Source organism: Streptacidiphilus melanogenes (assembly GCF_000787835.1).
GTDB classification, from domain to species: Bacteria; Actinomycetota; Actinomycetes; order Streptomycetales; family Streptomycetaceae; genus Streptacidiphilus; species Streptacidiphilus melanogenes.
Genome location: NZ_BBPP01000019.1, coordinates 27091 through 50250, shown reverse-complemented (window position 1 = coordinate 50250; position 23160 = coordinate 27091). Strand labels below are relative to the sequence as shown.

Below are 23160 nucleotides of genomic sequence, written 5' to 3'. Positions count from 1 at the left end.
CCCGTGGATCCGCCCCACCATCACCGCCGAAATCCCCCACGCAATACCGGACCGGGACGGAGTCAACGATGCGCAGCAGAACCAGAAACACCACCCTGGGCATGACGACGGCAGCCCTCATCGGAATCGCCGCGTTCGCGGCGCAGCCCGCTGCCGCCGCCTGGTATCCCGTGAACTTCCACTTCGACACCGGGTTCACCGCCGGTTTCTTCTTCCCCGGCAGTGCGCCGGCCGGAGCCGACGACTGGAGCTGCCGGCCCTCGGCCGCCCACCCCGAGCCCGTGGTCCTGGTGCACGGCACGCTGGAGAACGGCAACGACAACTGGGGCGGCGCCGCACCCCTGCTCGCCGACAACGGCTACTGCGTCTACACCTTCGACTACGGCGGCCCGTCCGCCTCCTCCCCCGTCCAGGGCCTGAACTCCGTCGAGGGCGGCGCCGCCGTGCTCGCCTCGTTCGTCGATCGGGTGCGCGCCGCGACCGGCGCCGCCAAGGTCGACCTGGTCGGCCACTCCCAGGGCGGCATGATGCCGCGTTACTACATCAAGAACCTGGGCGGCGCGGACAAGGTGGCCAAGCTCGTCGCGCTCTCCCCGAGCAACAACGGCACCACGCTCGACGGCATCACCGAACTGGCGAGCAGGCTCGGCGCGTTGGAGCCGGGCAACGCGTTCCTGTCGGGTCCCTGCGACGCCTGCGTGGAGCAGGAGGTCGGCTCGTCCTTCCTCACCGCGCTGAACGCCGGCGGCGAGACCGTGCCGGGCATCCAGTACACCGTCATCACGACCAAGGACGACGAGGTGGTGACGCCCTACACCAGCGCCTTCCTCCCGGCCGCCCCGAACGTCACCGACATCACCGTCCAGGACCAGTGCGCACTCGACCAGTCCGACCACCTGGAGATCGCCTACGACCCGGTCGCCCTGACCGACGTGCTCAACGCCCTGGACCCGGCCCACCCGCAGCCGATCCCGTGCCAGATCGTGCTGCCGGTGACCGGGCCCGTGATCGGCTAGGCCCTGTCCGGCCGCCGCGACCGCGACGGCGGCTACTTCTGCGACATCTGCTGCGTCGCCTGGTGGAGCGCCGCCTCGCCCTCGGTGTCGAGGTGGGGCAGGATCCGGTCCAGCCACCGGGGCACCCACCAGGCGTGCCGCCCGAGCAGCGTCATCACGGCCGGGACCAGCAGCAGCCGGACGACGGTGGCGTCCACCAGGACGCTGACGGCGAGGCCCAGCCCCAGCATCTTGACCACGATGTTGTCACTCAGGATGAAGGCCGCGAAGACGCTGAACATGATCAGCGCCGCGCAGGTGATCACACGGGCGGTGATCTCCAGACCGTAGGCGACGCTGTCCTCGGCCCGCTTGGTCCGGATCCACGCCTCGTGGACCCGGGACAGCAGGAAGATCTCGTAGTCCATGCTCAGCCCGAAGATGATCGCGAACATCATCATCGGCACGTAGCTCTCGATCGGCACCTTCCCGGAGACGCCCAGGGCGGTCCCGCCCCACCCCCACTGGAAGACCGCGACGACGACGCCGTAGGAGGCGCCGATCGAGAACAGGTTCAGCACAGCCGCCTTGACCGCGACCAGCAGGCCCCGGAAGACCGCGAGGATGATCAGGAAGGCGAGACAGACCACGACCACGATGATCAGCGCCAGCCGGGAGCTGATGATCTCGGTGAAGTCCTGCTGGGCCGCGGTCACCCCGGTCACGTAGGTCGTGGCCGCCGTCCCCGAGGCGCCCTGCGGCAGCGAGACGTCCTTGAGGTGGTTGAACAGGTGCGTGGTGTCCGCGGCCTGCGGCCGCTGGGTCGACAGCGCTGTTCCGGTCAGCACGTTGCCGTTGCTGGTGGGCTGGAGCGGGCTGATGCTGGCCGCGTTCGGGACGCCCGTGAGTGACTTCTGCAGGTTGGCGAGCAACGTGGAGCGCTGGCTCGACGGCACGTTGGTCTGGTCGATCACGAGGGTGAACGGCCCGTTGGCGCCGGGACCGAAGCCCTGGCTGATCAGGTCGAAGGCGCGGCGGTCGGTGAAGGTGGTCGGGTCGGCGCCGTCGTCGATGTGGTCGAGCCGCATCGAGAACAGCGGGATCGCCAGGATGCCGAGCACCACCACGCCGCTGGCCAGGAACCACCACGGGCGGCGTTCGACCCGCTTGGCGTAGCGGTGCCAGAAACCGTGCTGCTCCTCCTCGGCCTTCTCCGCCTTCGCCCCGGCGTCGTCGCCGGCCACCGGGCCGCCCTCGGCCACCGGCGTCTTCAAGCAGAACCGGTCAATCTGACGCCCGATCAGCCCGGCCAGAGCCGGGACCAGGGTGAGCGCGCCGGCCACGGCGGTGATCACCGTGACCGCGGCCGCCACGCCGAGGCGCCCGATGAAGCTGAGGCCCGACACGTAGAGGCCCGCCAGGGCCACGATGACGGTGCAGCCGGAGACCAGGACCGCGCGTCCGCTGGTGGTGACGGCGATGCCCGCCGCGACGTGGGGCTCCACCCGGTCCATGATCAACTGTCGGTAGCGGGTGATCAGGAACAGCGCGTAGTCGATGCCCACGCCGAGCCCGATCATGGTCGCCAGGGTCGGCGAGACGCTGGCGAAGTCGATGGCGGCCGCGAGCAGACTGAGACAGCTGAGGCCGACGATCACGCTGATCAGCGCCGTCACCAGGGGCAGGCCGGCCGCGATCAGGCTGCCGAAGCCGATGACCAGGACGACGATCGCCACCGCGAAGCCGATGGCCTCACTGGTCAGGTCCTTGGCGTGAGGTCTGGCCGCCTCGCCGAGCGGTCCGCCGTACTCGACGTCCACGCCCGCCGAGCGCAGCGGCTGGACCGCGGCGTCGACGCTGTTGAGGTAGTCGCTGCCCAGCGCGGTGGGGTTCTCGTCGAAGCGGACGGTGATGTACCCGATCGTGCCGTCCTTGGACAGCGCGCCGGTCTGGGTCGTCCCGCCCGAGGAGTTCGGCTGCGGCAGCGGGTTCTGCACGGACAGCACGTGGTCGAGCTTCTGCAGGTTGGCGACCACCTGGTTCATCTGGGTGGTGAAGTCCGTCAGCGGCTTCGCGTCCTGCATCACCACCGTCGAGCTGGTGCCGCCGATGCTCGGGGCGTTCGCCTGGAGGACGTTGGCGCCCTTCTGCGACTGGGCGTCGGGGAGGTTGAAGTCGTCCGAATAGGTGCCGCCGAAACTGTTCTGCAGTCCGTGGAGCACGCCCAGGACCGCCAGCCACACCACGATCACGATGATCGCGTGGCGTGCGCACCATTCGCCGAGTCGCTGCAGGATTCCTTTTCGCACCTGTTCAGTATCAGAGCGCTACCATCGGGTCCCGCAATTCGGACACGGCCGTTCGGTGGTCGCTCCTGATGCCGCCTCAGAGCCGGACCGGGTGCCCGGCCTCGTGCAGGGACTGCTTCACCTCAGCGATCGTCAGATCGCCGAAGTGGAAGACGCTCGCGGCCAGCACCGCGTCCGCGCCCGCGCCGACAGCCGGGGCGAAGTCGGCGACCTTGCCGGCGCCGCCGCTGGCGATGACCGGGACGGAGACCGCCTTGCGCACGGCGGTGATCATCTCCAGGTCGTAGCCGTCCTTGGTGCCGTCGGCGTCCATGGAGTTCAGCAGGATCTCGCCCGCGCCCAGCTCGGCGGCGCGGGTGGCCCACTCCACCGCGTCGATGCCGGTGCCGGTGCGCCCGCCGTGCGTGGTCACCTCGAAGCCGGACGCCGTCTCCGTGCCCTCCCCCACCCGCCGCGCGTCCACCGACAGCACCAGCACCTGGCGGCCGAAGCGGCGCGCGATCTCGCGGATGAGCTCCGGGCGGGCGATCGCCGCGGTGTTGACGCCGACCTTGTCCGCGCCCGCGCGCAGCAGTTTGTCGACGTCGTCGACGGTGCGCACGCCGCCGCCCACGGTCAGCGGGATGAAGACCTGCTCGGCGGTGCGGCGCACGATGTCGTAGGTCGTCTCCCGGTCGCCGGAGGAGGCGGTGATGTCCAGGAAGGTCAGTTCGTCGGCGCCCTGGGCGTCGTAGAGCTTGGCCAGCTCGACCGGGTCGCCGGCGTCGCGCAGGTTCTGGAAGTTGACGCCCTTGACCACCCGCCCGGCGTCGACGTCGAGGCAGGGGATCACGCGGACCGCGAGGGTCATCAGGGAAGCTCCATATTCTTCTTGTACGCGTCGACCTCGACCTCGACGCTCATTCTCGAGTCGACGAGGGCGTTGATGACGACCATCGTGCAGGCCGGCCGGACCTCGCCCAGGATGTCCCGGTGAGCCCGGCCGACCTCGTCGGTGTCGCGCGCGTGGGTGACGTAGAGCCGGGTGCGGACCACGTCCGCCTTGCCCAGGCCGAAGCGGGAAAGCGCGTCGAGGGCGACGCCCAGGGCGGCCACGGTCTGGTCGTAGGGGGACCCCTCGAACCGGACCGAGCCGTCGTCCCAGGCGGTGCAGCCGGAGACGAAGACGAAGTCCCCTATGGCGACGGCACGTGCGAAGCCGTACTGGTCCTCCCAGGGGGAGTACCCGCCCACGTGCCGCCGATCCTGCGTCATCCCGCGACCTCCATCGGTGTCAGGACACTGCTGCGAGAGCCTCTTCGAGCGTGAACGCCTGCGCGTAGAGGGCCTTGCCCACGATGGCCCCCTCCACACCTTCGGGCACCAGCGTCGCGATGTCACGCAGGTCCTGCAGCGAGGACACGCCGCCGGAGGCGACGACCGCCCGGTCGGTGGCGGCGCAGACGTTGCGCAGCAGCTGGAGGTTGGGGCCGGTGAGCGTGCCGTCCTTGTCCACGTCGGTGACGACGTAGCGCGTGCAGCCCTCGGCGTCGAGACGCGCCAGCGCCTCGTACAGGTCGCCGCCCTCGCTGGTCCAGCCGCGGCCGCGCAGCGTGGTGCCGACGACGTCCAGGCCGACCGCGATCCGGTCGCCGTACTCGGCGATGACCTTGGCGACCCACTCCGGGGACTCCAGCGCCGCGGTGCCGAGGTTGACGCGCGCGCAGCCGGTGGCGAGCGCGGCGCGCAGCGATTCGTCGTCGCGGATGCCGCCGGACAGCTCGACCTTGACGTCCAGTCGGCCGGTGACCTCCGCGAGCAGCTCGCGGTTGTCGCCGGTGCCGAACGCGGCGTCGAGGTCGACCAGGTGGATCCACTCCGCGCCCGCGTTCTGCCACGCCAGCGCGGCCGCCAGCGGCTCGCCGTAGGAGGTCTCCGAGCCCGAGGCGCCCTTGACCAGGCGCACGGCCTGGCCGTCGCGGACGTCGACGGCGGGGAGGAGGACCAGCTTCTCGGTGGAGGAGGTGCTCACAGCGTGTCGATCCAGTTCTTGAGGAGGGCGGCGCCGGCGTCGCCGGACTTCTCGGGGTGGAACTGCGTGGCGGAGAGCGGGCCGTTCTCCACCGCGGCGACGAACGGCTCGCCGTGCTCGGCCCAGGTCACCTTGGGCGGGCGCAGCTGCTCGATCGGGTCCATCTCCCAGCGGCGGACGCCGTAGGAGTGCACGAAGTAGTAGCGGGCGTCCGCCGGCAGGTCGGCGAAGAGCACGGAGCCCTCCGCCGGGTCGACGGTGTTCCAGCCCATGTGCGGCACGACGGGCGCGCGCAGCGGCTCGACCGTGCCGGGCCACTCGTCGCAGCCCTCGGTCTCGACGCCGTGCTCGACACCGTGGGCGAAGAGGATCTGCATGCCGACGCAGATCCCCAGCACCGGACGGCCGCCGGCCAGACGGCGGCCGATCAGCCGGTCGCCCTTGACGGCCTTCAGGCCCTCCATGCAGGCGGCGAACGCGCCCACGCCGGGCACGAGCAGCCCGTCGGCGTTCAGCGCCTCGGTGAAGTCGGAGCTGATGACGGCCTCCGCGCCGACGCGCTCGAGGGCACGCTGCGCGGAGCGGACGTTGCCGGAGCCGTAGTCGAGGACGACCACGCTCTTGGCGGTCATGTCGTACGTCCCTTCCGGGTCAGATGCGGAGCAGGCCCGCGGCGAGGCTCATCACGCCGCAGATCGCGAGCAGCACGATCACGCCCTTCGGAAGCTTCTGCCTCCAGAACGAGTACGCGCCGCCGGCGAGGAACAGGCCGAGGAAGATCAGAACGAAGGAGGTGCCGCTCACAGTGCGCCCTTGGTCGACGGGATGATGCCCGCCGCGCGCGGATCCAGCTCGGAGGCGTAGCGCAGAGCGCGCGCCAGCGCCTTGAACTGTGCCTCGACGATGTGGTGGGCGTTACGCCCATACGGTACGTGGACGTGCAGGGCGATCTGCGCCTGGGCCACGAAGGACTCCAGGATGTGCCGGGTCATCGTGGTGTCGTAGGAGCCGATCATCGGCGCCATGCCCTCGGGCTCGGTGTGCACCAGGTACGGGCGGCCGGAGAGGTCCACAGTCACCTGCGCGAGCGACTCGTCCAGCGGGACCGAGGCGTCGGCGAAGCGGCGGATGCCCACCTTGTCGCCCAGCGCCTGCCGGAAGGCGGCGCCCAGCGCGAGGGAGGTGTCCTCGATGGTGTGGTGGGTGTCGATGTGCAGGTCGCCGTCGGTCTTCACGGTGAGGTCGAAGAAGCCGTGGCGGCCGAGCTGGTCGAGCATGTGGTCGTAGAAGCCGACGCCGGTTGCGATGTCGGTCTTTCCGGTGCCGTCCAGGTCTATCTCGACCTTGACGGAGGTCTCCTTGGTGGTGCGCTCGACGCGGCCCACACGGTGCTGGTCGCTGCGGGACATGGTTAGCGGTTCTCCTTGAGGACTGTACGGACGGCGTCGAGGAAGGCGTCGTTCTCGGCGGGGGTGCCCGCGGTGACCCGGAGCCGTCCGGGCACGCCGTTGTCGCGCACCAGCACGCCCTGGGCCAGGATCGCCTGCCAGATCGCGTCGGTGTCCTCGAAGCGGCCGAACTGCACGAAGTTGGCGTCGGAGTCGGTGACCTCCAGACCCATCGCGCGCAGCTCGGTGACGATGCGGTCGCGCTCGGCCTTGAGCTTGTCCACGTAGCCGAGCAGGACGTCGGTGAACTCCAGCGCGGCCAGCGCCGTCGCCTGCGTCACCGAGGAGAGGTGGTACGGGAGCCGGACCAGCTGCACGGCGTCGACGACGGCCGGTGTGGCGGCGAAATAGCCCAGCCGCAGACCGGCCGCGCCGAAGGCCTTGGACATGGTCCGGGTGACGACCATGAGCGGGCGGCCGTCCAGCAGTTCCAACAGCGAGGGCCGGTGCGAGAACTCGACGTAGGCCTCGTCGACGATGACCAGCGTCGGCTTGACCGCCTGCGCGGCGTCGTAGAGGCGGACCACCGTCTCGCGCTCCACGGCCGTGCCGGTCGGGTTGTTGGGCGAGCAGACGAAGAGCACGTCCGGACGCTCGGTGTGCAGCGTGGCCTCGGCGGCCTCGACGTCGATGGTGAAGTCGGCGCGGCGGGGACCCTCGATCCAGCGGGTGCCGGTGCCGCGCGAGATCAGATCGTGCATCTGGTACGTCGGCGAGAAGCCGAGCGCGGTGCGCCCTGAGCCGCCGAAGGTCTGCATCAGCTGCTGGATGATCTCGTTGGAGCCGTTGGCCGCCCAGACCTGCTCCCTGGTCACCGCCTGCCCGGTGGAGGTGGACAGGTACGCCGCCAGCTGCGTGCGCAGCTCGACCGCGTCGCGGTCGGGGTAGCGGTTGAGGTCCCGGGCTGCCTCCGCGACGCGCTCGGCGATACGGGCGACGAGGTCCTCGGGCAGGGAGTACGGGTTCTCGTTGGTGTTGAGCAGGACCGGCACGTGCAGCTGCGGCGCGCCGTAGGGCGACTTGCCCTTGAGCTCGTCGCGGATGGGCAGGTCGTCGATGTTCTCGATGTTCTTGACGTCACTCACTGATTGGGCACCGTCCAGTCGAAGCGGGCACGAATGGCATCGCCATGGCCCGGCAGGTCCTCCGCGTTGGCGAGCGTGACCACGTGCCCGGCCACCTCGGCCAGGGCGTCGCGGTCGTAGCTGACCACATGGATGCCGCGCAGGAAGGACTGGACGGAGAGCCCCGAGGAGTGGCAGGCGCAGCCGCCGGTGGGCAGGACGTGGTTGGACCCGGCCGCGTAGTCGCCGAGCGACACGGGCGCGAACGGGCCGACGAAGACCGCGCCCGCGTTGACCACGCGCGCGGCGACCGCCTCGGCGTCGGCGGTCTGGATCTCCAGGTGCTCGGCCGCGTAGGCGTTGACGACCTCGAGCCCCTGCTCCAGGTCGCGCACCAGCACGATCCCGGACTGCGGACCGGCCAGCGCGGTGGTGATCCGCTCGCTGTGCTTGGTCGCCTCGACCTGCGCGGGCAGCTCGGCCTCGACGGCCTCGGCCAGCGCAGCGGAGTCGGTGACCAGCACGGCGGCGGCCATCGGGTCGTGCTCGGCCTGGCTGATCATGTCGGCGGCGACGTGACGCGGGTCCGCAGTGGCGTCCGCCAGGATCGCGATCTCCGTCGGCCCGGCCTCGGCGTCGATGCCGATCCGGCCCTTGAGCAGCCGCTTGGCCGCGGCGACCCAGATGTTGCCGGGGCCGGTGACCAGGTTGACCGGACGGCACTCGCCCGCGCCGTAGGCGAACATCGCGATCGCCTGGGCGCCGCCGACGGCGTACACCTCGTCGACGCCGAGCAGCGCGCACGCCGCCAGGATCGTCGGGTGCGGCAGACCGCCGAACTCCTTCTGCGGCGGGGAGGTCACGGCGAGGGAAGCGACCCCGGCCTCCTGGGCCGGGACGACGTTCATGACGACCGAGGACGGGTAGACGGCCAGGCCGCCCGGCACGTAGAGGCCGACGCGCTCGACCGGCACCCAGCGCTCGGTGACGGTGCCGCCGGGCACCACCTGGGTGGTGTGGTCGGTACGGCGCTGCTCGCGGTGCACCAGGCGGGCGCGGCGGATCGACTCCTCCAGCGCGGCCCGGACGGCGGGGTCCAGCGTCTCCAGTGCGGCGGTGATCGTCGCCTTGGGCACGCGGATGTCGGTCGGCCGAACCCCGTCGAAGCGCTCCGTGATCTCGATCAGCGCCTCGACGCCACGATGGTGGACGTCCTCGCAGATCGGCCGCACCTTTTCCAGGGCGGCCTCGACATCGAGCTCGGCGCGCGGCAGCACGGCGCGCGGGTCCTCGGTGGAGCTGCGGAGGTCGATTCGAGAAATCACGCTGTCAAGTCTAGTGAGGCGTGGGAAAAGACTGCCGATGCATATCACTCTCTGATACGTGTCCTGAGACTCGCGGTGACATCATCATCCCGGGACCGCCCGTGACGGCCCGGGAGCGCACCGCATCGTGACCGACGACACGTTCGGCCGCGCCGGGCTCGCCGGGCCCCCGCGACGGGGGCAGCGTGGATGAGGTCTCCGGTCCCCGAACCGGAGACCCCCGGACGCCCGTACCGGCGAGCTGCCCCGAGCGCGACCCGGTACGGGCACCGAAGCCGCGGCACGGCGACCCGCCGGTAGCCCTTACGCTTGCGCACTGTGACGGAACGGCTCCCCCTCTTCCCGCTGGGCTCGGTGCTCTACCCGGGGCTGGTGCTCCCCCTCCACGTGTTCGAGGAGCGCTACCGCCGGCTGATGGCCGACCTGACCGCCCAGCCGGAGCCGCACCGCTTCGGTGTCGTCGCGATCCGCGACGGCCGCGAGGTCGCGCCGACCGGAGTCGACGCCGCCTCCCCGGCGCTGGCCGGGCTCGGGCCGGACCCGCACCGGGCGCTGTTCGAGATCGGCTGCGTCGCGGAGATCGCCCAGCTGCAGTCGCACCGCGACGGCCGCTACGAGCTGATCGCCACCGGCACGACGCGTTTCCGGGTCCTGTCCATCGACGCGACGGGCCCCTACCTGACCGCCGAGGTCGAGGACGTCCCCGAGGAGACCGGGCCCGAGGCGAAGGTCCTGGCCGCCGGGGTGGAACGGGTCTTCCGCACCTACCGCAAGCGTCTCGCCGGCGCGCAGGAGACCACCGTCGCCGGCGAGCGGGAGCTGCCGGACGACCCGAACATCCTCTCCTACCTGGTCGCGGCGGCGTCCGTGCTGGACACCGGCGACAAGCAGCGGCTGCTCGCGGCCGGCTCCGCCAGCGACCGGCTCCGCGCGGAGCTCCGCCTGCTGCGCCGCGAGGCCGCGGTCCTGGCCAAGCTCCCCTCCCTCCCGGCCGTGGAACTGACCCGCCAGGCTTTCAGCCCGAACTAGCCCGACCAGCCCCGACCAGCCCCGACCAGCCTGAACCGGCCGAACCAGGAGCGCGTGCACGTGGCGAAGAAGAGCAAGGGCGGCCAGGGCACGCCCGCGACCGTCGTCCTGGAGCGGGCCGGGGTCACCTTCGGGGTGCACGACTACGCGCACGACCCCGCCGCCGAGTCGTACGGGGGCGAGGCCGCGCAGGCGATGGGCGTGGCGCCGGAGCGGGTGTTCAAGACGCTGGTGGCCGAGGTGGACGGGGCGCTCGTGGTCGGCGTCGTGCCCGTCGCCGGCCAGTTGGACCTCAAGGCGCTGGCCGCGGCGCTCGGCGGCAAGCGCGCCGCGATGGCCGATCCGGCCGCGGCCGAACGCAGCAGCGGCTACGTGCGCGGCGGCATCTCTCCGCTCGGCCAGCGCAAGGCGCTGCCGACCGTGCTGGACGCCTCCGCCCTGGAGCACCCGACCGTCTTCGTCTCGGCCGGGCGCCGCGGCCTGGAGGTCGAGCTGGCCCCGCAGGACCTGGCGGCGCTGACCGGGGCCGTCGTCGCGCCGATCAGCAGGCGCTGATCGGGTCGGCGCCGATCACTGGACGCTGACCTGCGCCGCCGCACTGGTCACCGGCACCGACCAGTCCTTGCCCGCGAAGTACCAGGCGTAGGTGCCCGTCGTGGTGGCCTTGGTCTCGGCGCGCATGAAACCGCGCGAGTCCGTCGTGGTGCGCGCGACTATCCGCCAGGCCGAGCTGCCCGCCGGCTTGAACCGCAGCTGGACGGGCTGGTGCGGGTCCCACACCCACAGCCAGGACTTCCAGTTGGGCTGCATCAGCTGCCCCTCGATGTCCAGCAGCGTGCCGGGGGCGGCGGTGGACTGGGTACCGGTCAGGGTCGCGTAGCCGGCCTTCTTGATGAAGAACTTCCCGGCCGTGTCGGACTCGAAGCGGTCCCCGTCGTTGGCGGTCGCGGTGGCCTGGATGTACCACCGGCCCGCCATGTTGTCGTAGACGTCGTGGTTGGCCAGGCTCACCGTGAAGGAACCGGTGCAGACCGAGACGGTCTTGGTCTTCGCCACGCACGGCGCGGCGCTCGGGCGCAGCACGCCGTAGTTGCTGCCCCAGACGCCGATCTTGTCGACCGACTTGATGCCCGACTTGTCCTCGGCGGTGATCGCGAAGCTGACCGTCGCGCTCTCCTTGCTCCAGAGCACCACGGGCTTGCCGGCGTTCACCACGACGTGGGTGATCCGGGTGGAACCGCTGGACTGCTGCTCCCCGATCGAGGGCAGCACGATGCCGCCCACCGCGGCGACCACGGAGACCAGCAGGAGCACGGACCGTCTGCGCATCTTCCTCATCCTCGATCAGGCGTCGACCGGACCCATTGTCCCCGACGCCGGAGGCGTGCCGTCCGGCCCCCGGCGACACCGGGCCCCCCGGGCGGCGTAGGCTCTACGCGGTCCGGGTCTCCCCGAGCGCGCCCGGACGGTGAGGGAGCACGTGAACACGGTGGCAGCAGAACCGCAGGCGGCGAGGGCCACGCCCGCGACCGCCGTCTGCTGTGCCGTGCGCGACGTGGTGAAGACCTACCGCGTCGGCCGGGGCGACAAGGCCACGCAGGTGCGGGCCAACGACGGCATCTCACTGGAGATCGCCCGCGGCGAGGTCTTCGGCCTCCTCGGCCCGAACGGCGCCGGCAAGTCCACCCTGGTCCGCCAGCTGACCGGCTTGCTTCGACCGGACTCCGGCAGCATCGAGATCCTCGGCCACGACATCGTCCGCCGCCCGGACCTGGCCGCCCGCCTGCTCGCCTACCTCGGCCAGGAGTCGACGGCGCTGGACGAGCTGACGGTCCGCCTCGCCGTCGAGACCACCGCACGCCTGCGCGGTCTGCCGACCGCCGCGGCCCGCGCCGTCACCGCCGAGGTGATCGACGAGCTGGCGCTCGGCCCGATCGCCGCCCGTCCGCTGGCCAAGCTCTCCGGCGGTCAGCGCCGCCTCGCCTGCTTCGCTGCGGCGCTGGCCGGCCCCCGTCCGCTGCTGGTGCTGGACGAGCCCACGACGGGGATGGACCCGGTCGCGCGCCGCGCCGTCTGGTCCGCCGTCGACCGGCGTCGCCGCGAGCAGGGCGCGACGGTGCTGCTGGTCACCCACAACGTCATCGAGGCGGAGACGGTGCTGGACCGGGTCGCGGTCGTCGACGAGGGCCGGATCATCGCCTGCGACACCCCCGGCGGTCTCAAGGCGATGGTCGACGGCTCCGTCCGGCTGGACCTGGTCTGGCGCGAGGAGGCCCCGACGGGACTGCCGCTGGTCGCCGCGCTGGCCGACCGCGCCGCCGTCAACGGCCGCCGCTGGACCGTGCGCGCCGACCCGGACGAGGCCCGCGAGCTGGTCGCCCAGGTGACCGGCGGCCCCGCGTTCGCGGCGCTGGACGACTTCTCGCTCTCCACGCCCAGCCTGGAGGACGTCTACCTGCTGCTCGGCGGCAGACACGAGGGACTGGAGAAGTGAGCGTTCCCTTCGAGACCGTCCGGACCTTCGAGGCGCTGGAGCCGTTCGAGCCCGCGCCGCGCGCGGCGCTGCTGCCCTCCCTCGGCGCGGTCTACCGGGCCCAGCTCTCCCGGGCCAGGGTGGCCCGGATCCCGCTGATGTTCGTGGCGACGTTCCAGTCGCTCGGCATCCTGATCATGATGCGCGGCGTGGTCGGCGCCCACGACACCGAGGCCGCACGCGACGTGGTCGCCGGGTCCGCGGTGCTGGTCGTCGCGTTCGTCGCGCTGAACCTGTTCGCCCAGTACTTCGGCAAGCTGCGGGCCACCGGCGGACTCGACCACTACGCGACGCTGCCCGTCCCCGCCGCGTCCGTGGTGCTGGGCACGGCGGCGGCGTACGCGTCGTTCACCGTGCCGGGAACGCTGGTGACGGCGGCCGTTGGCTGCGCGATGTTCCAACTCCCGTGGGTGCACGTGTGGATCGTGCTGGCGGTGATCCCGCTCGCGGGCGCGGCGCTGGCCGGGGTCGGCGCGGCGCTCGGCCTGCTGGCGCCGAGACAGGAGATCGCGACGCTGCTGGGCCAGCTCGGCATGTCGGCCGCGCTGCTGCTCGGCGTCCTGCCGGCGAGCCACATGCCGACGGCGATCCGCTGGCTGCGCGACCTGCTGCCGTCGACCTACGGCGTCGAGGCCTTCGCCCGCACCTTCACCGCCCGGCCCGACTGGGCGGTCGTCGTGGCGGACCTCGCCGTCTGCGCGGCGGTGGGCGTGCTCTCGCTCGCGCTGTCCACCTGGGCCTACCGCAAGGCCGCGACGCGCGCCTGACCGTCGCCGGGTGCGGGTCCGTCCGCGCGGCCGCCGGACGGACGTGCGACCATGTCCCGGTGACCGCACCCAACACCCCCGAGGGCCCCAGCCGCCAGCCGTCCGCACCTCCGGCCCCGCCCGGGGACGGCCCGCACTGGGAGGCCCCGGACGATGCGGCCGACGCCGCGCGGCCGCGCCCCGACCACCGCCGCGAGATCCTCATCGGCCTCGCCCTGGTGGTCGGTTCGGCGGTCGCCGGTCTCCTCTTCGGCCTGCTGTGGCACGCGGTCGCGCCCCGTGTCCCGCTGTACTCCGACGGCACCGCGGTCTACCTGCGCGACCCCGAGGGCGAGCAGCAGATCGCCGCGGACGGCTATTTCGCCCTCATCGGCGGCTGCTTCGGCATCCTCGCGGCCGCCCTCGCCTACGTCCTCACCCGCCGCCGCGGCGCGGGCCTCGCGGTCCCGATCGGTCTCACCCTCGGCGGTCTCGCGGCGGGGTGGGTCGCCTGGCAGCTGGCCGTGAACATGGGCCAGCAGGACCTGCTCAAGCTGGCGGCCTCGGTCCCGACGAACAAGGACTTCTCCCGCCCCCTCGCCCTCGGCGCGAAGACGGCCATCGTCGCCTGGCCGATGGCGGCGCTGCTGACCTTCCTGGCGGCCACAGCCCTGTTCACGCCGAAGGAGCCGCAGGAAGAGCGCGAGTGACGTCACCGCCGTCCCCCACCGCGGCGGCCGCGCCGAGTGCGCGGTAGCGGCCGGGCGTCACACCGAACTCGCGCAGGAACGCGTGCGAGAGGGCGTACGGGGTGCCGTATCCGACCTGACGGGCGACGCTGCCGAGGGGGTCCGCGGTCTCCCGCAGCAGCGCCGCGGCCAGGGTGAGCCGCCACCAGGTGAGGTAGGCCATCGGCGGCCGGCCGACGAGCGCGGAGAACCGGCGGGCCAGCGTCGGGCGTGACACGCCCGCCTCATCGGCGAGTTGCTCGTTGGTCCACGGCGCGGCCGGGTCCGAGTGCAGCGCCCGCAGGGCCGCCGAGACCACCGGGTCCTCCAGCACGGCAGGCCAGGCGCCGCCCGTGCCCTCCTCGAGCCACGCGCGGATCATGTAGACGAGCAGCAGGTCCAGCAGGCTCGGCAGCGCGACACACCCTCCCGGCCTGCGCTCGTCCAGCTCGCGGCCCAGCAGGTCGATCGCGGAGCGCAGTTCGGGGTGGCTGCCGACCCGGTGGGGCAGGTGGACCACCTGCGGCAGCTCGGCCAGCAGCGGATGGACGCGACTGCGGTCCAGCCGGTACTTGCCGCACAGCAGCTCCACCTCGCCGGGGCCGGGCCGCGGCACCCGGGGAACGCGCCGCTCGGCCCACTCCTCGAACGGCACCGCCCGCTGGGCGCGGGCCGCGTCCGCGTCGGAGTCCGCCAGCACGTGCCCCGCGCCGTGGGGCAGCAGCACCGCGTCGCCGGCCCCCAGCACGATCGTCCGGCCGTCTTCGGTGAGCAGCCGACAGCCGCCCTCCAGCACCACGTGGAATCCCGCGCCGTCGTAGGGCGCCAGCCGCGTGCACCAACTCCCGCCGACCCGGACCCGGTTGGAGGAGGGCCGGCCGATGCGCACGGTGGAGATCGCGTCGCTCACCACGTCCATACGCCCAGCCTACGCGCCTGCGCTCAGCCTTGAGCGTCCTGCGTATCCGATTAAGCCAGTCACGCATTGAGAGGCTCAACCGGGCGCCCTAGCGTCAAGGGCATGAACAGTGAGCGCATACCCGGCACGAAGCTGGGCGAGGTCGAGATCCTCCGTGTCGTCGAGTGGCAGGGCGCGTTCCTTCCCGCCCGCCAACTGGTCCCGGAGTCAACGGAGGAGGAGTGGCGCGAGAACGCCGACTGGCTGGCCCCCGACCACTGGCTGCCGGACACCGACCAGGCCGTCGGCACCCTCCAGACGTGGGTGCTGCGCAGCGCCGGACGGACGGTCCTGGTGGACGCCGGTGTCGGCAACGGCAGGGAACGCCCCGGCTCCCCGTTGTTCCACCGCCGTGAGGGCGACTTCCTCGCCCGGCTGGCCGAGGCGGACGTCCGGCCGGAGGAGGTGGACGTCGTGGTGAACACCCACCTCCACGCCGACCACGTCGGCTGGAACACCCATGACGTCGACGGGGAGTGGGTGCCGACCTTCCCCAACGCGCAGTACCTGCTGCCCGCCGCGGACGACGCCTTCTTCGGCCCCGCGGGCGGCTACGCCGGCGGGCGCCGGGAGGACGACCGGCTGCTCTACGAGGACAGCATCGCGCCGGTCCACCGGGCCGGACTGCTGACGCTGTGGCAGGACGCCCACCGCATCGACGAACACCTCACCCTGGAGCCCGCCCCGGGCCACAGCCCAGGCTCCTCCGTGCTCCGGCTCGCCTCGGGCGACGACCGCGCGGTCTTCGTCGGCGACCTCCTGCACAGCCCGGTCCAGATCCTCGACCCCACCCACAACAGCTGCTTCTGCCTCGACCCGGCAAAGGCGCAGGCCAGCCGCCGCCGCATCCTGGAGCGCGCGGCGGACCAGCACGAACTGGTCATCCCGGCCCACTTCGGCGGCACGGGAACAGCGGAGGTCCGGCGCGCGGGCCAGGGAGGGTTCAGCCTCGTGCGCCGGACCACCGCCTGACGCTTACAGCGTCGCCCAGGCGCCGGCGCCCAGCATGCCCTTGATGTCGCTCGCGAAGCCGTTGTCCGGGTCCACCAGGAAGCCGAGCTCGAAGAGGACGCTGCGCGAGTGGCCCTCCATCAGCAGGCGGACGGGAACGTCTCCCGGGTGGGCCCGGAGCGCGCGCTTGAGCTCGGAGACCAGCTGGGCGTTGATCTTCCGCTCGTTGATGTTCAGCTGGATCGGCGGCTTGCCGCCGTGCTCCGCGGCGGAGATGTCGAGCATCTGCATCTCGGAGCCGAAGATGCTCAGGGCCCCGTCGCGCTCGTTCAGGCGGCCCTTGACCGCCACGACGTTGTCCTCCACCAGCATCTCGCTGAGCAGCAGGTACGTCTTCGGGAAGAACAGCACCTCGACCGAGCCGTCACGGTCGGCGAGGGTGATCAGCGCCCAGGCGTTGCCCGCCTTGTTGATGCGGCGGTCCACCGACGTGATCAGGCCGGAGAGCTTGACCTCGCCCTCCGTCCGGCCCGACCCCAGCAGCTCGGCGATCGAGGTGTCGCGGTTGCGCGCGAGGATGTGCTCCGCGCCGTCCAGCGGGTGGCTGGAGACGTACAGGCCCAGCATCTCCCGCTCGGTGGAGAGCAGGTGCTTGCGCGGCCACTCCTTGTCGTCGAGCTGGAAGTCCAGACCGATCGTCGGGCCGTCGCCGCCGTCGTCGATCGCGCCGAACAGGTCGTCCTGGCCGATCGCCGCCTGCTTCTTGACGCCGATGACGGCGTCGATCGCGTTCTCGGCCACCGCGACGAGCCCGCGCCGGGTGTGGCCGAGCGAGTCGAACGCGCCGGCCTTGATCAGCGAGTCGACCGCGCGCTTGTTGCACACCGGCAGCTCGACCTTGTCCAGGAACTCCGCGAAGGTGGCGTACTTGCCCTTGGACCTGCGCGTCGCCACCAGCGAGTCGATGACGTTCTCACCGACGTTGCGGATCGCCTTCAGGCCGAAGCGGACGTCCTCGCCGACGGCGGTGAAGTCGGTGACGGACTCGTTGATGTCCGGGGAGAGCACCTTGATGCCCTGGGCACGCGCGTCGGCCAGGTAGATGGCCATCTTGTCCTTGTCGTCGCCGACGGACGTGAGCAGCGCGGCCATGTACTCGGCCGGGTAGTTGGCCTTCAGGTAGGCGGTCCAGTAGGAGACCAGCCCGTACGCGGCGGAGTGCGACTTGTTGAAGGCGTAGCCGGCGAACGGGACCAGCACGTCCCACACCGCCTGGATCGCCTCGTCCGAGTAGCCGCGCTCCTTGCAGCCCGCGTGGAAGGGGACGAACTCCTTCTCCAGGACCTCCTTCTTCTTCTTGCCCATGGCGCGGCGGAGCAGGTCGGCCTGTCCCAGGCTGTAGCCGGCCAGCACCTGCGCGGCTCGCTGCACCTGCTCCTGATAGACGATCAGACCGTAGGTGGGGCCGAGGACGTCCTTGAGCGGCTCCTCCAGCTCCGGGTGGATCGGGGTGATCTCCTGCTGGCCGTTCTTGCGCAGGGCGTAGTTGGTGTGCGAGTTCATGCCCATCGGGCCCGGCCGGTACAGCGCCGAGACGGCGGAGATGTCGGCGAACTCGGTGGGCTTCATCAGGCGCAGCAGCGCGCGCATGGGACCGCCATCGAGCTGGAACACGCCCAAGGTGTCGCCGCGCTGGAGCAGCTGGAAGGTGACCGGGTCGTCCAGCGGGATCTCGTCGCAGTCGACGTCGATGCCCCGGTTGGCCTTGATGACCTTGATGCAGTGATCGATGATGCCCAGGTTCCGCAGACCCAGGAAGTCCATCTTGATCAGGCCCATGGCTTCGCACGACGGGTAGTCGAAGCCGGTGATGATCGTGCCGTCCTTGTCCCGCATGTGCAGCGGGATCAGGTCGAGCAGCGGGGTCGAGGAGAGGATGACCGCCGCCGCGTGCACGCCGGTGCCGCGGATCAGGCCCTCGATGCCGATGCCGGTGTCGATGATCTTCTTGACGTCCGGCTCGTTCTCGTAGAGGGCACGGATCTCGGTGCCCTCGTTGTAACGCGCGTGCTCGGAGTTGAAGAGGTCCTTGAGCGGGACGCCCTTGCCCATCACGTCCGGCGGCATCGCCTTGGTGATCTTGTCGCCCATGGCGAAGGGGTAGCCCAGGATGCGCGAGGAGTCCTTGACGGCGGCCTTGGCCTTGATGGTGCCGAAGGTGTTCACCTGCGCGGTGTACGCGGCGCCGTACTTCTCGCCGACGTAGCGCACCATCTGGTCGCGCTGGCGGTCGTCGAAGTCGATGTCGACGTCCGGGGGGTTGATGCGCTCGGGGTTGAGGAACCGCTCGAACAGCAGGTCGTGCTCGATCGGGTCGAGCTGGGTGATGCCGGTGAGGTAGGCGATCATCGACCCTGCGGCGGAGCCACGGCCCGGGCCGACCGGGATGCCGTTGTCACGGGCGTACTGGCAGATGTCCGCGACCACGAGGAAGTAGGAGGAGAAGCCCATCGGGTCGATGACGGACATCTCCAGCTCGATCCGGTCGAGCACGTCCTGGCCCGGACTGTCGCCGAAGCGCTTCTTGAGGCCCTCGCCGATCTTCTGCCGCAGGTAGCTGACCTGCGTCTCACCCTCGGGCACGTCGAACTGGGGCATCCGGTCGACGAAGTCGAAGACCTCGTCGTACGGCTCGATCATCGACTCGACGAGGAGCGTGTTGTCGCACGCCTCCGGCAGCTCGGCGAAGAGCGCGCGCATCTCCTCGGCGGTCTTGAGGTAGTAGCCGGAACCGTTGAACTTGAAGCGGTTCGGGTCGTCCTTGTTCTTGCCGACGCCGATGCAGAGCAGGTTGTCGTGCGCGTCCGCCTGGTCGGCGGTGACGTAGTGCGAGTCGTTGGTGGCCAGCAGCGGGATGTCCAGCTCCTTGGCCAGCCGCAGCAGGTCGAGACGGACGTCGCGCTCGATGTCGAGCCCGTGGTCCATCAGCTCCAGGAAGTAGTTCTCCTTGCCGAAGATGTCCTGGTACGCGGAGGCGGCCTTGACGGCCTCCTCGTACTGGCCGAGGCGGAGCCTGGTCTGCACCTCGCCGGAGGGGCAGCCGGTGGTGGCGATGATGCCCTCGGAGTGCTGCGAGATCAGCTCGCGGTCCATCCGGGGCTTCATGTAGTAGCCCTCGATGGAGGCGAGGGAGCTCAGCCGGAACAGGTTCCGCAGGCCGCCCGCGTTCTTCGCCCACATCGTCATGTGGGTGTAGCGGCCACCGCCCGAGACGTCCTTGCCGCCCTCGCCGCTGGCGTCGCCGCCGGCCATCCGGCCACCCTGCTGGCCCCAGAAGGTCTGCTTCTTGTGGGTGCGGCTGCCGGGCGCGACATAGGCCTCGATGCCGATGATCGGCTTGACCGGGTGCTTCTTGGCGATCTGGAAGAACTCGTACGCGCCGAACATGTTGCCGTGGTCGGACATCGCGATCGCGGGCATGCCCTGCCGCTCGACCTCGGCGAACATCTTGCCGTTCTTCGCGGCCCCGTCCAGCATCGAGAACTCAGTGTGAACGTGCAGGTGAACGAAGCTGTCGGCCACGGCGGACGGCACTCCTCACGAGGGCGGCGACTGGGGTAGAGAACAACCCTAGGGACCCGTGAGCCCGAAGGCAAAGCAGCACGCGGGACCCTATGATGCCGGGAGGATTTCCGGCTAAGCAGACATATCGAGACAGGTCCGAAGCCCCGCATGTCGTGGAACGTGATCGGCCAGCTGATCGCCCTCGCGCTGACCATCGGCCTGACCCTGCTCATCGGCTGGCTGGTCGACAAGGCGCTGCAGCGCGTCGCCGCGCGGCACCCCGAGACGACCGTCTGGCCGATGCTGCGGCGGTGTCGCATCCCCCTGCAGTTCGTGGTCTGCCTCGCCCTGCTGCTGGCCAACGCGCCGCTCGCGCAGCTCTTCGACCGGCATGCGGGCGACGTCCGGCACGGCCTGCTGCTGGCCCTGATCGCCTCCGTCGGCTGGCTGGCCGAGCGGGTCGTCGCGGCCGTGCTGACGGCCTTCTTCTCCCGCTACCAGGAGGTCGCCGACGACCCCTCCCGGGTCCAGCGGGTCCGGACCCAGATCAGCCTGCTGCGGCGGACGGCCAGCGCCCTGGTGATCCTGGTCACCGTCGGCGCGATGCTGCTCACCTTCTCGGAGATGCGCGCCGTCGGCGCCTCGCTGCTGGCCTCGGCCGGGCTCATCGGCATCGTCGCGGGCATCGCCGCACAGAGCACCCTGGGCAACTTCTTCTCCGGCCTGGTCATCGCCTTCGGCGACCTGGTCCGCATTGGCGACATCGTGGTGGTCGAGCAGCAGCAGGGCACGGTGGAGGAGATCACCCTCTCCTACCTCGTCGTGCGCCTCTGGGACCAGCGCCGGCTCGTCGTCCCCGTCTCCTACTTCGTCAGCCGGCCCTTCGAGAATTGGACCCGCGCCGACCCGCATACCACCGGCTGGATCCTGCTCCACCTCGACCACACCACGCCGGTCCCCGAGCTCCGCGAGCAGTTCCACCGACTGCTGCTCGACAGCAAGGAGTGGGACGGCCGTGACTGGGGCCTGGTCGTCTTCGACACCACCCCGTCCGCGATCGTGATCCGCGCGACCATGACCACGCGTAACCCCGACGACGCCTTCATCCTCAAGTGCGCGACCCGCGAACACCTCCTGGCCTGGCTCCGCGATCACCACCCCGAGGCCCTCCCGCGCGTCCGGACGGCGGGGTAAGGGGACAGGCCCGCAAGACCGGGGCACACTTTCGGGTGAGACCTCCACCGATCACCTCGACCTGTCAGTGCCGGGGGCTAGCTTCCTTGCTGTACGAAGCAGCGCAACGGACCGACCGATCGGGGGGAAGGCATGGCGCTGATGACCGCCGCGGAACGACCTGCTGTCACCTCGGACAGCGACGGCCTGCTTGAGGCGTTTCTGGACCTGTCCGTCCCGGATGGCTTTCGGGCTCAGCTGATCGAGGGCGAGATCATCGTGACCCCACCACCGGACGGCGCCCACGAGACTCTCATCAGCGTGGTGGCGAAGCAGCTTTACCGACACGCTGGTCTCGACGTCGACGTCCTTCAGACCAAGGGCCTCCGTGTTCCTGGAGGCCGGTTCATCCCGGATGCCACGGTGATCGCGGCCGGAGGCTTCATGGAGGCCGAGCCCTGGGCCGAGCCTGCGGGCGTGCTGCTGGTGCTGGAGGTCACGTCGTCGCGCCCCGACAAGGACCGTGAGGCCAAACGCCTCGGCTACGCCAAGGCAGGTATCCCCTGCTACCTGTTGGTCGACCGCAGCGAGGGCAAGGTCACCCTGTTCGCCGACCCGGAGAAGGGCGACTACCAGACCGCCACCCGCGCGAGCTTCGGGAAGCCGCTCGACCTGCCCGCGCCCTTCGGCTTCACGCTCGACACGACGCTCTTCACCTGACGGCGCGTCGATTGGCCAGCATCACGCCCGCCGCGACGAGCGCGGTGCCGGCCAGGACGGGGAGAGTCAACCGCTCCCCGAGCAGCGGCACGGCGGCTGCGGCCGTGAGGACGGGGCTGAGGCTGCCGACGGTGGTGCAGCGTTCGGGGCCGAGGCGGCGGATGGCCGTGGCGTAGAAGAGGCCGGAGCAGATGCCGGTGCCGACGCCTTGGACGAGGAGGAAGACCAGCACGTCGCGCGGCGCGGCGTGGGTGAGCAGCGTGCTGGGCAGCACGCCGAACAGGGCCAGCAGGGCGATGACGGCGAAGGTGGGGACGCAGAGCAGCCCCATGGACGCGACGGGGTCGAGCGAGATCTCGCGCAAGCCGACGGTGTAGACCGCCCAGAGCCCGCTGGCCAGCAGCAGCAGGCCGACCCCGGCGAGGGTGTGCCCGCCGACGCCCGCCACATCGGGCCCGACCAGGGCGAGTGCGCCCAGACCGATCAGGCCGAGGCCCGCGCCCTGCAGCCCGCGCGGCACCCGGCCGGCGCGGACCGCCAGGGCGGCGACGAAGAGCGGGACCATCCCCGGCACCAGCGCGCCGACGAACGCCGCCGAGGTGAGCGCGCCACCGTAGGTCGCGGCCAGATAGAAGGGGACGCCGCCCCCGAGGACGATCTTCAGTGCGGGCGCCCAGCGCAGGCCCGCCGCGCGGGTGAACTGCCCGCGCCGACGCCAGAGCGCCGGGGCCAGCGCCAGCGCCGGGAGCCCGAAGCGGATCAGCGCCGCATCCGCCGGGCGCAGCGAGGAGGAGGCGAGCGCCCGGTCGCTGAGCGCGAACGCACTCCACAGGCACACCGTCGCCACCAGCGCGGCGACACCGAGGGGGTCGGCCAGCCGCCGACCGACCGGGCGGCGGGCCGAGGACTCGGCGGTCGCCGCCTGCTCGACGGCGGGCACGGTCGTCAGGGGCGTGGCGGGCATCGGGGGCATGGCGGCGTGACTCCACTGGCTGCCGAAACGGCGGGAACGCCCGCAATGCTATGGCGACAGGCGCGGCATGCGATTGCTAAAAATGTCTCCAGAGACCACTCAAGAGGCAGAATCTGCCACGATCAGCCACACAGGAGGCAGGACAACCATGGACGCCGTCGACCGGTCGATCATCCGCGAGCTGCAACAGGACGGCCGACTGACCAACCAGGAGCTGGCCGACCGCGTCCGGCTCTCCCCCTCGCCCTGCCTGCGCCGGGTGCGCCGGCTCGAGGAGGCGGGGGTGATCGAGGGCTACACGGCCCTGGTGGACCAGTCCGTCTTCGGCCTGCCGGTCACCGCCTTCGTGCGGGTCGGGCTGGAGCGGCACAACGCGGCCAGCGTGGAGGCCTTCGAGGAGCACGTCCAACGGATCGACCACATCCAGGACTGCTACCTGATGGCGGGCAGCACCGACTACCTGCTCCGCATCGTGGTGGAGGACCTCCAGGCCTACGAACGCCTGGTCCGCACGCGCCTGCACGCGATCCCAGGCATCGCCTCCATCGAGTCCGAGTTCGCCTTCGGCAGTGTCAAGCACACCCGGGTCTTCCCGCAGCCGGCCCCCTCCCGACCGGCTGCGGTGGAGTGACC

23 protein-coding genes are annotated in these 23160 nt (G+C 71.1%); 10 read left to right on the top strand and 13 right to left on the bottom strand.

Features of this window, described 5'->3' with window-relative positions; all coding sequences use genetic code 11:
* The first annotated feature begins 68 nt into the window (after positions 1-68).
* Positions 69-1016, top strand: coding sequence for an esterase/lipase family protein (locus tag TR49_RS20830; RefSeq protein ID WP_152627376.1), 948 nt, complete (start codon positions 69-71; stop codon positions 1014-1016).
* A 32-nt stretch (positions 1017-1048) separates the two neighbouring features.
* Here TR49_RS20830 and TR49_RS20825 read toward each other — a convergent pair whose 3' ends face one another.
* From TR49_RS20825 to hisD, 9 genes are all read right to left on the bottom strand, one after another.
* Positions 1049-3304 carry an MMPL family transporter gene (locus TR49_RS20825; RefSeq protein ID WP_174501592.1) on the bottom strand — a complete coding sequence of 752 codons (2256 nt, stop codon included), beginning with the start codon at positions 3302-3304 and terminating at the stop codon, positions 1049-1051.
* A gap of 76 nt (positions 3305-3380) precedes the next feature.
* Positions 3381-4154, bottom strand: coding sequence for an imidazole glycerol phosphate synthase subunit HisF (gene hisF / locus TR49_RS20820; RefSeq protein WP_042383702.1), 774 nt, complete (start codon positions 4152-4154; stop codon positions 3381-3383).
* The gene (locus TR49_RS20815; RefSeq protein ID WP_042383699.1) at positions 4154-4558 is read right to left on the bottom strand and encodes a RidA family protein; all 405 of its coding nucleotides are present in this window, start codon (positions 4556-4558) and stop codon (positions 4154-4156) included. Before TR49_RS20815 ends, hisF begins: the two co-directional genes overlap by 1 nt.
* A 19-nt stretch (positions 4559-4577) precedes the next feature.
* Complete coding sequence (gene priA, locus TR49_RS20810) at positions 4578-5315, bottom strand: bifunctional 1-(5-phosphoribosyl)-5-((5-phosphoribosylamino)methylideneamino)imidazole-4-carboxamide isomerase/phosphoribosylanthranilate isomerase PriA (RefSeq protein ID WP_042383697.1); 738 nt, start codon at positions 5313-5315, stop codon at positions 4578-4580.
* A complete protein-coding gene (gene hisH / locus TR49_RS20805) occupies positions 5312-5947 on the bottom strand; it encodes an imidazole glycerol phosphate synthase subunit HisH (RefSeq protein ID WP_042383691.1) in 636 nt (211 codons plus the stop codon). Before hisH ends, priA begins: the two co-directional genes overlap by 4 nt.
* A gap of 19 nt (positions 5948-5966) precedes the next feature.
* Entirely contained in the window at positions 5967-6119 is a 153-nt protein-coding gene (locus TR49_RS44570; protein ID WP_042383690.1) for a CG2302 family histidine operon protein, read from the bottom strand.
* Positions 6116-6724 carry an imidazoleglycerol-phosphate dehydratase HisB gene (gene hisB / locus TR49_RS20795; protein WP_042383689.1) on the bottom strand — a complete coding sequence of 203 codons (609 nt, stop codon included), beginning with the start codon at positions 6722-6724 and terminating at the stop codon, positions 6116-6118. Before hisB ends, TR49_RS44570 begins: the two co-directional genes overlap by 4 nt.
* Before the next feature lie 2 nt (positions 6725-6726).
* On the bottom strand, positions 6727-7830 hold the full coding sequence (locus tag TR49_RS20790) for a histidinol-phosphate transaminase (protein WP_042383806.1): 1104 nt from the start codon (positions 7828-7830) through the stop codon (positions 6727-6729).
* Between the two features lie 14 nt (positions 7831-7844).
* Positions 7845-9152 carry a histidinol dehydrogenase gene (gene hisD, locus TR49_RS20785; protein ID WP_042383688.1) on the bottom strand — a complete coding sequence of 436 codons (1308 nt, stop codon included), beginning with the start codon at positions 9150-9152 and terminating at the stop codon, positions 7845-7847.
* Positions 9153-9461: 309 nt separating this feature from the next.
* Between hisD and TR49_RS20780 the strand changes: the two genes are divergently transcribed.
* On the top strand, positions 9462-10181 hold the full coding sequence (locus TR49_RS20780; protein WP_439654119.1) for an LON peptidase substrate-binding domain-containing protein: 720 nt from the start codon (positions 9462-9464) through the stop codon (positions 10179-10181).
* A gap of 60 nt (positions 10182-10241) precedes the next feature.
* Positions 10242-10736 carry a Cys-tRNA(Pro) deacylase gene (ybaK, locus tag TR49_RS20775; protein WP_042383684.1) on the top strand — a complete coding sequence of 165 codons (495 nt, stop codon included), beginning with the start codon at positions 10242-10244 and terminating at the stop codon, positions 10734-10736.
* A gap of 15 nt (positions 10737-10751) precedes the next feature.
* On the opposite strand, the gene TR49_RS20770 is transcribed toward ybaK, so the two are convergent.
* Positions 10752-11510, bottom strand: coding sequence for a hypothetical protein (locus tag TR49_RS20770; RefSeq protein ID WP_042383682.1), 759 nt, complete (start codon positions 11508-11510; stop codon positions 10752-10754).
* Between the two features lie 160 nt (positions 11511-11670).
* Here TR49_RS20770 and TR49_RS20765 point away from each other — a divergent pair, with 160 nt between their 5' ends.
* From TR49_RS20765 to TR49_RS20755, 3 genes are read left to right on the top strand one after another with little or no spacing between them, the layout of a single operon-like run.
* Positions 11671-12675 (top strand): ABC transporter ATP-binding protein, encoded by a 1005-nt coding sequence (locus TR49_RS20765; protein ID WP_042383805.1) that lies wholly within the window; start codon positions 11671-11673, stop codon positions 12673-12675.
* A complete protein-coding gene (locus tag TR49_RS20760) occupies positions 12672-13481 on the top strand; it encodes an ABC transporter permease (protein ID WP_042383680.1) in 810 nt (269 codons plus the stop codon). Before TR49_RS20765 ends, TR49_RS20760 begins: the two co-directional genes overlap by 4 nt.
* A gap of 59 nt (positions 13482-13540) precedes the next feature.
* Positions 13541-14170, top strand: coding sequence for a hypothetical protein (locus tag TR49_RS20755; RefSeq protein ID WP_042383678.1), 630 nt, complete (start codon positions 13541-13543; stop codon positions 14168-14170).
* Here TR49_RS20755 and TR49_RS20750 read toward each other — a convergent pair.
* Positions 14136-15107 carry an AraC family transcriptional regulator gene (locus TR49_RS20750; RefSeq protein WP_042383677.1) on the bottom strand — a complete coding sequence of 324 codons (972 nt, stop codon included), beginning with the start codon at positions 15105-15107 and terminating at the stop codon, positions 14136-14138. The two genes, TR49_RS20755 and TR49_RS20750, sit on opposite strands and share 35 nt — an antisense overlap.
* A 102-nt stretch (positions 15108-15209) precedes the next feature.
* Between TR49_RS20750 and TR49_RS20745 the strand changes: the two genes are divergently transcribed.
* A complete protein-coding gene (locus TR49_RS20745; RefSeq protein ID WP_042383675.1) occupies positions 15210-16118 on the top strand; it encodes an MBL fold metallo-hydrolase in 909 nt (302 codons plus the stop codon).
* Positions 16119-16121: 3 nt separating this feature from the next.
* On the opposite strand, the gene dnaE is transcribed toward TR49_RS20745, so the two are convergent.
* Positions 16122-19679, bottom strand: a complete 3558-nt coding sequence (gene dnaE / locus TR49_RS20740) for a DNA polymerase III subunit alpha (RefSeq protein ID WP_042383673.1) — start codon at positions 19677-19679, stop codon at positions 16122-16124.
* A 150-nt stretch (positions 19680-19829) separates the two neighbouring features.
* Here dnaE and TR49_RS20735 point away from each other — a divergent pair, with 150 nt between their 5' ends.
* Together TR49_RS20735 and TR49_RS20730 are read left to right on the top strand one after the other, a co-directional pair.
* On the top strand, positions 19830-20855 hold the full coding sequence (locus tag TR49_RS20735; RefSeq protein WP_042383672.1) for a mechanosensitive ion channel family protein: 1026 nt from the start codon (positions 19830-19832) through the stop codon (positions 20853-20855).
* Between the two features lie 132 nt (positions 20856-20987).
* Positions 20988-21554, top strand: a complete 567-nt coding sequence (locus tag TR49_RS20730) for a Uma2 family endonuclease (RefSeq protein WP_369405330.1) — start codon at positions 20988-20990, stop codon at positions 21552-21554.
* Here the strand turns inward: TR49_RS20730 and TR49_RS20725 are convergent.
* Positions 21547-22518: a DMT family transporter gene (locus tag TR49_RS20725; RefSeq protein WP_084725160.1), complete on the bottom strand. Its 972-nt coding sequence runs from the start codon at positions 22516-22518 to the stop codon at positions 21547-21549. The two genes, TR49_RS20730 and TR49_RS20725, sit on opposite strands and share 8 nt — an antisense overlap.
* A gap of 157 nt (positions 22519-22675) precedes the next feature.
* On the opposite strand from TR49_RS20725, the gene TR49_RS20720 reads away from it, so the two are divergent.
* Positions 22676-23158 carry an Lrp/AsnC family transcriptional regulator gene (locus TR49_RS20720; protein WP_042383670.1) on the top strand — a complete coding sequence of 161 codons (483 nt, stop codon included), beginning with the start codon at positions 22676-22678 and terminating at the stop codon, positions 23156-23158.
* The last annotated feature ends 2 nt before the right edge of the window (positions 23159-23160 follow it).

Bases quoted from the DNA above. Each gene is read 5' to 3' on its own strand.
- TR49_RS20720 (WP_042383670.1), top strand. From the start codon at position 22,676: ATGGACGCCGTCGACCGGTCGATCATCCGCGAGCTGCAACAGGACGGC.
- TR49_RS20830 (WP_152627376.1), top strand. From the start codon at position 69: ATGCGCAGCAGAACCAGAAACACCACCCTGGGCATGACGACGGCAGCC.
- TR49_RS20815 (WP_042383699.1), bottom strand. From the start codon at position 4,558: ATGACGCAGGATCGGCGGCACGTGGGCGGGTACTCCCCCTGGGAGGAC.
- TR49_RS20725 (WP_084725160.1), bottom strand. From the start codon at position 22,518: ATGCCCGCCACGCCCCTGACGACCGTGCCCGCCGTCGAGCAGGCGGCG.
- TR49_RS20770 (WP_042383682.1), bottom strand. From the start codon at position 11,510: ATGCGCAGACGGTCCGTGCTCCTGCTGGTCTCCGTGGTCGCCGCGGTG.
- hisF (WP_042383702.1), bottom strand. From the start codon at position 4,154: ATGACCCTCGCGGTCCGCGTGATCCCCTGCCTCGACGTCGACGCCGGG.
- TR49_RS20735 (WP_042383672.1), top strand. From the start codon at position 19,830: ATGTCGTGGAACGTGATCGGCCAGCTGATCGCCCTCGCGCTGACCATC.
- TR49_RS20745 (WP_042383675.1), top strand. From the start codon at position 15,210: ATGAACAGTGAGCGCATACCCGGCACGAAGCTGGGCGAGGTCGAGATC.
- hisH (WP_042383691.1), bottom strand. From the start codon at position 5,947: ATGACCGCCAAGAGCGTGGTCGTCCTCGACTACGGCTCCGGCAACGTC.
- TR49_RS20730 (WP_369405330.1), top strand. From the start codon at position 20,988: ATGGCGCTGATGACCGCCGCGGAACGACCTGCTGTCACCTCGGACAGC.
- TR49_RS20750 (WP_042383677.1), bottom strand. From the start codon at position 15,107: ATGGACGTGGTGAGCGACGCGATCTCCACCGTGCGCATCGGCCGGCCC.
- hisB (WP_042383689.1), bottom strand. From the start codon at position 6,724: ATGTCCCGCAGCGACCAGCACCGTGTGGGCCGCGTCGAGCGCACCACC.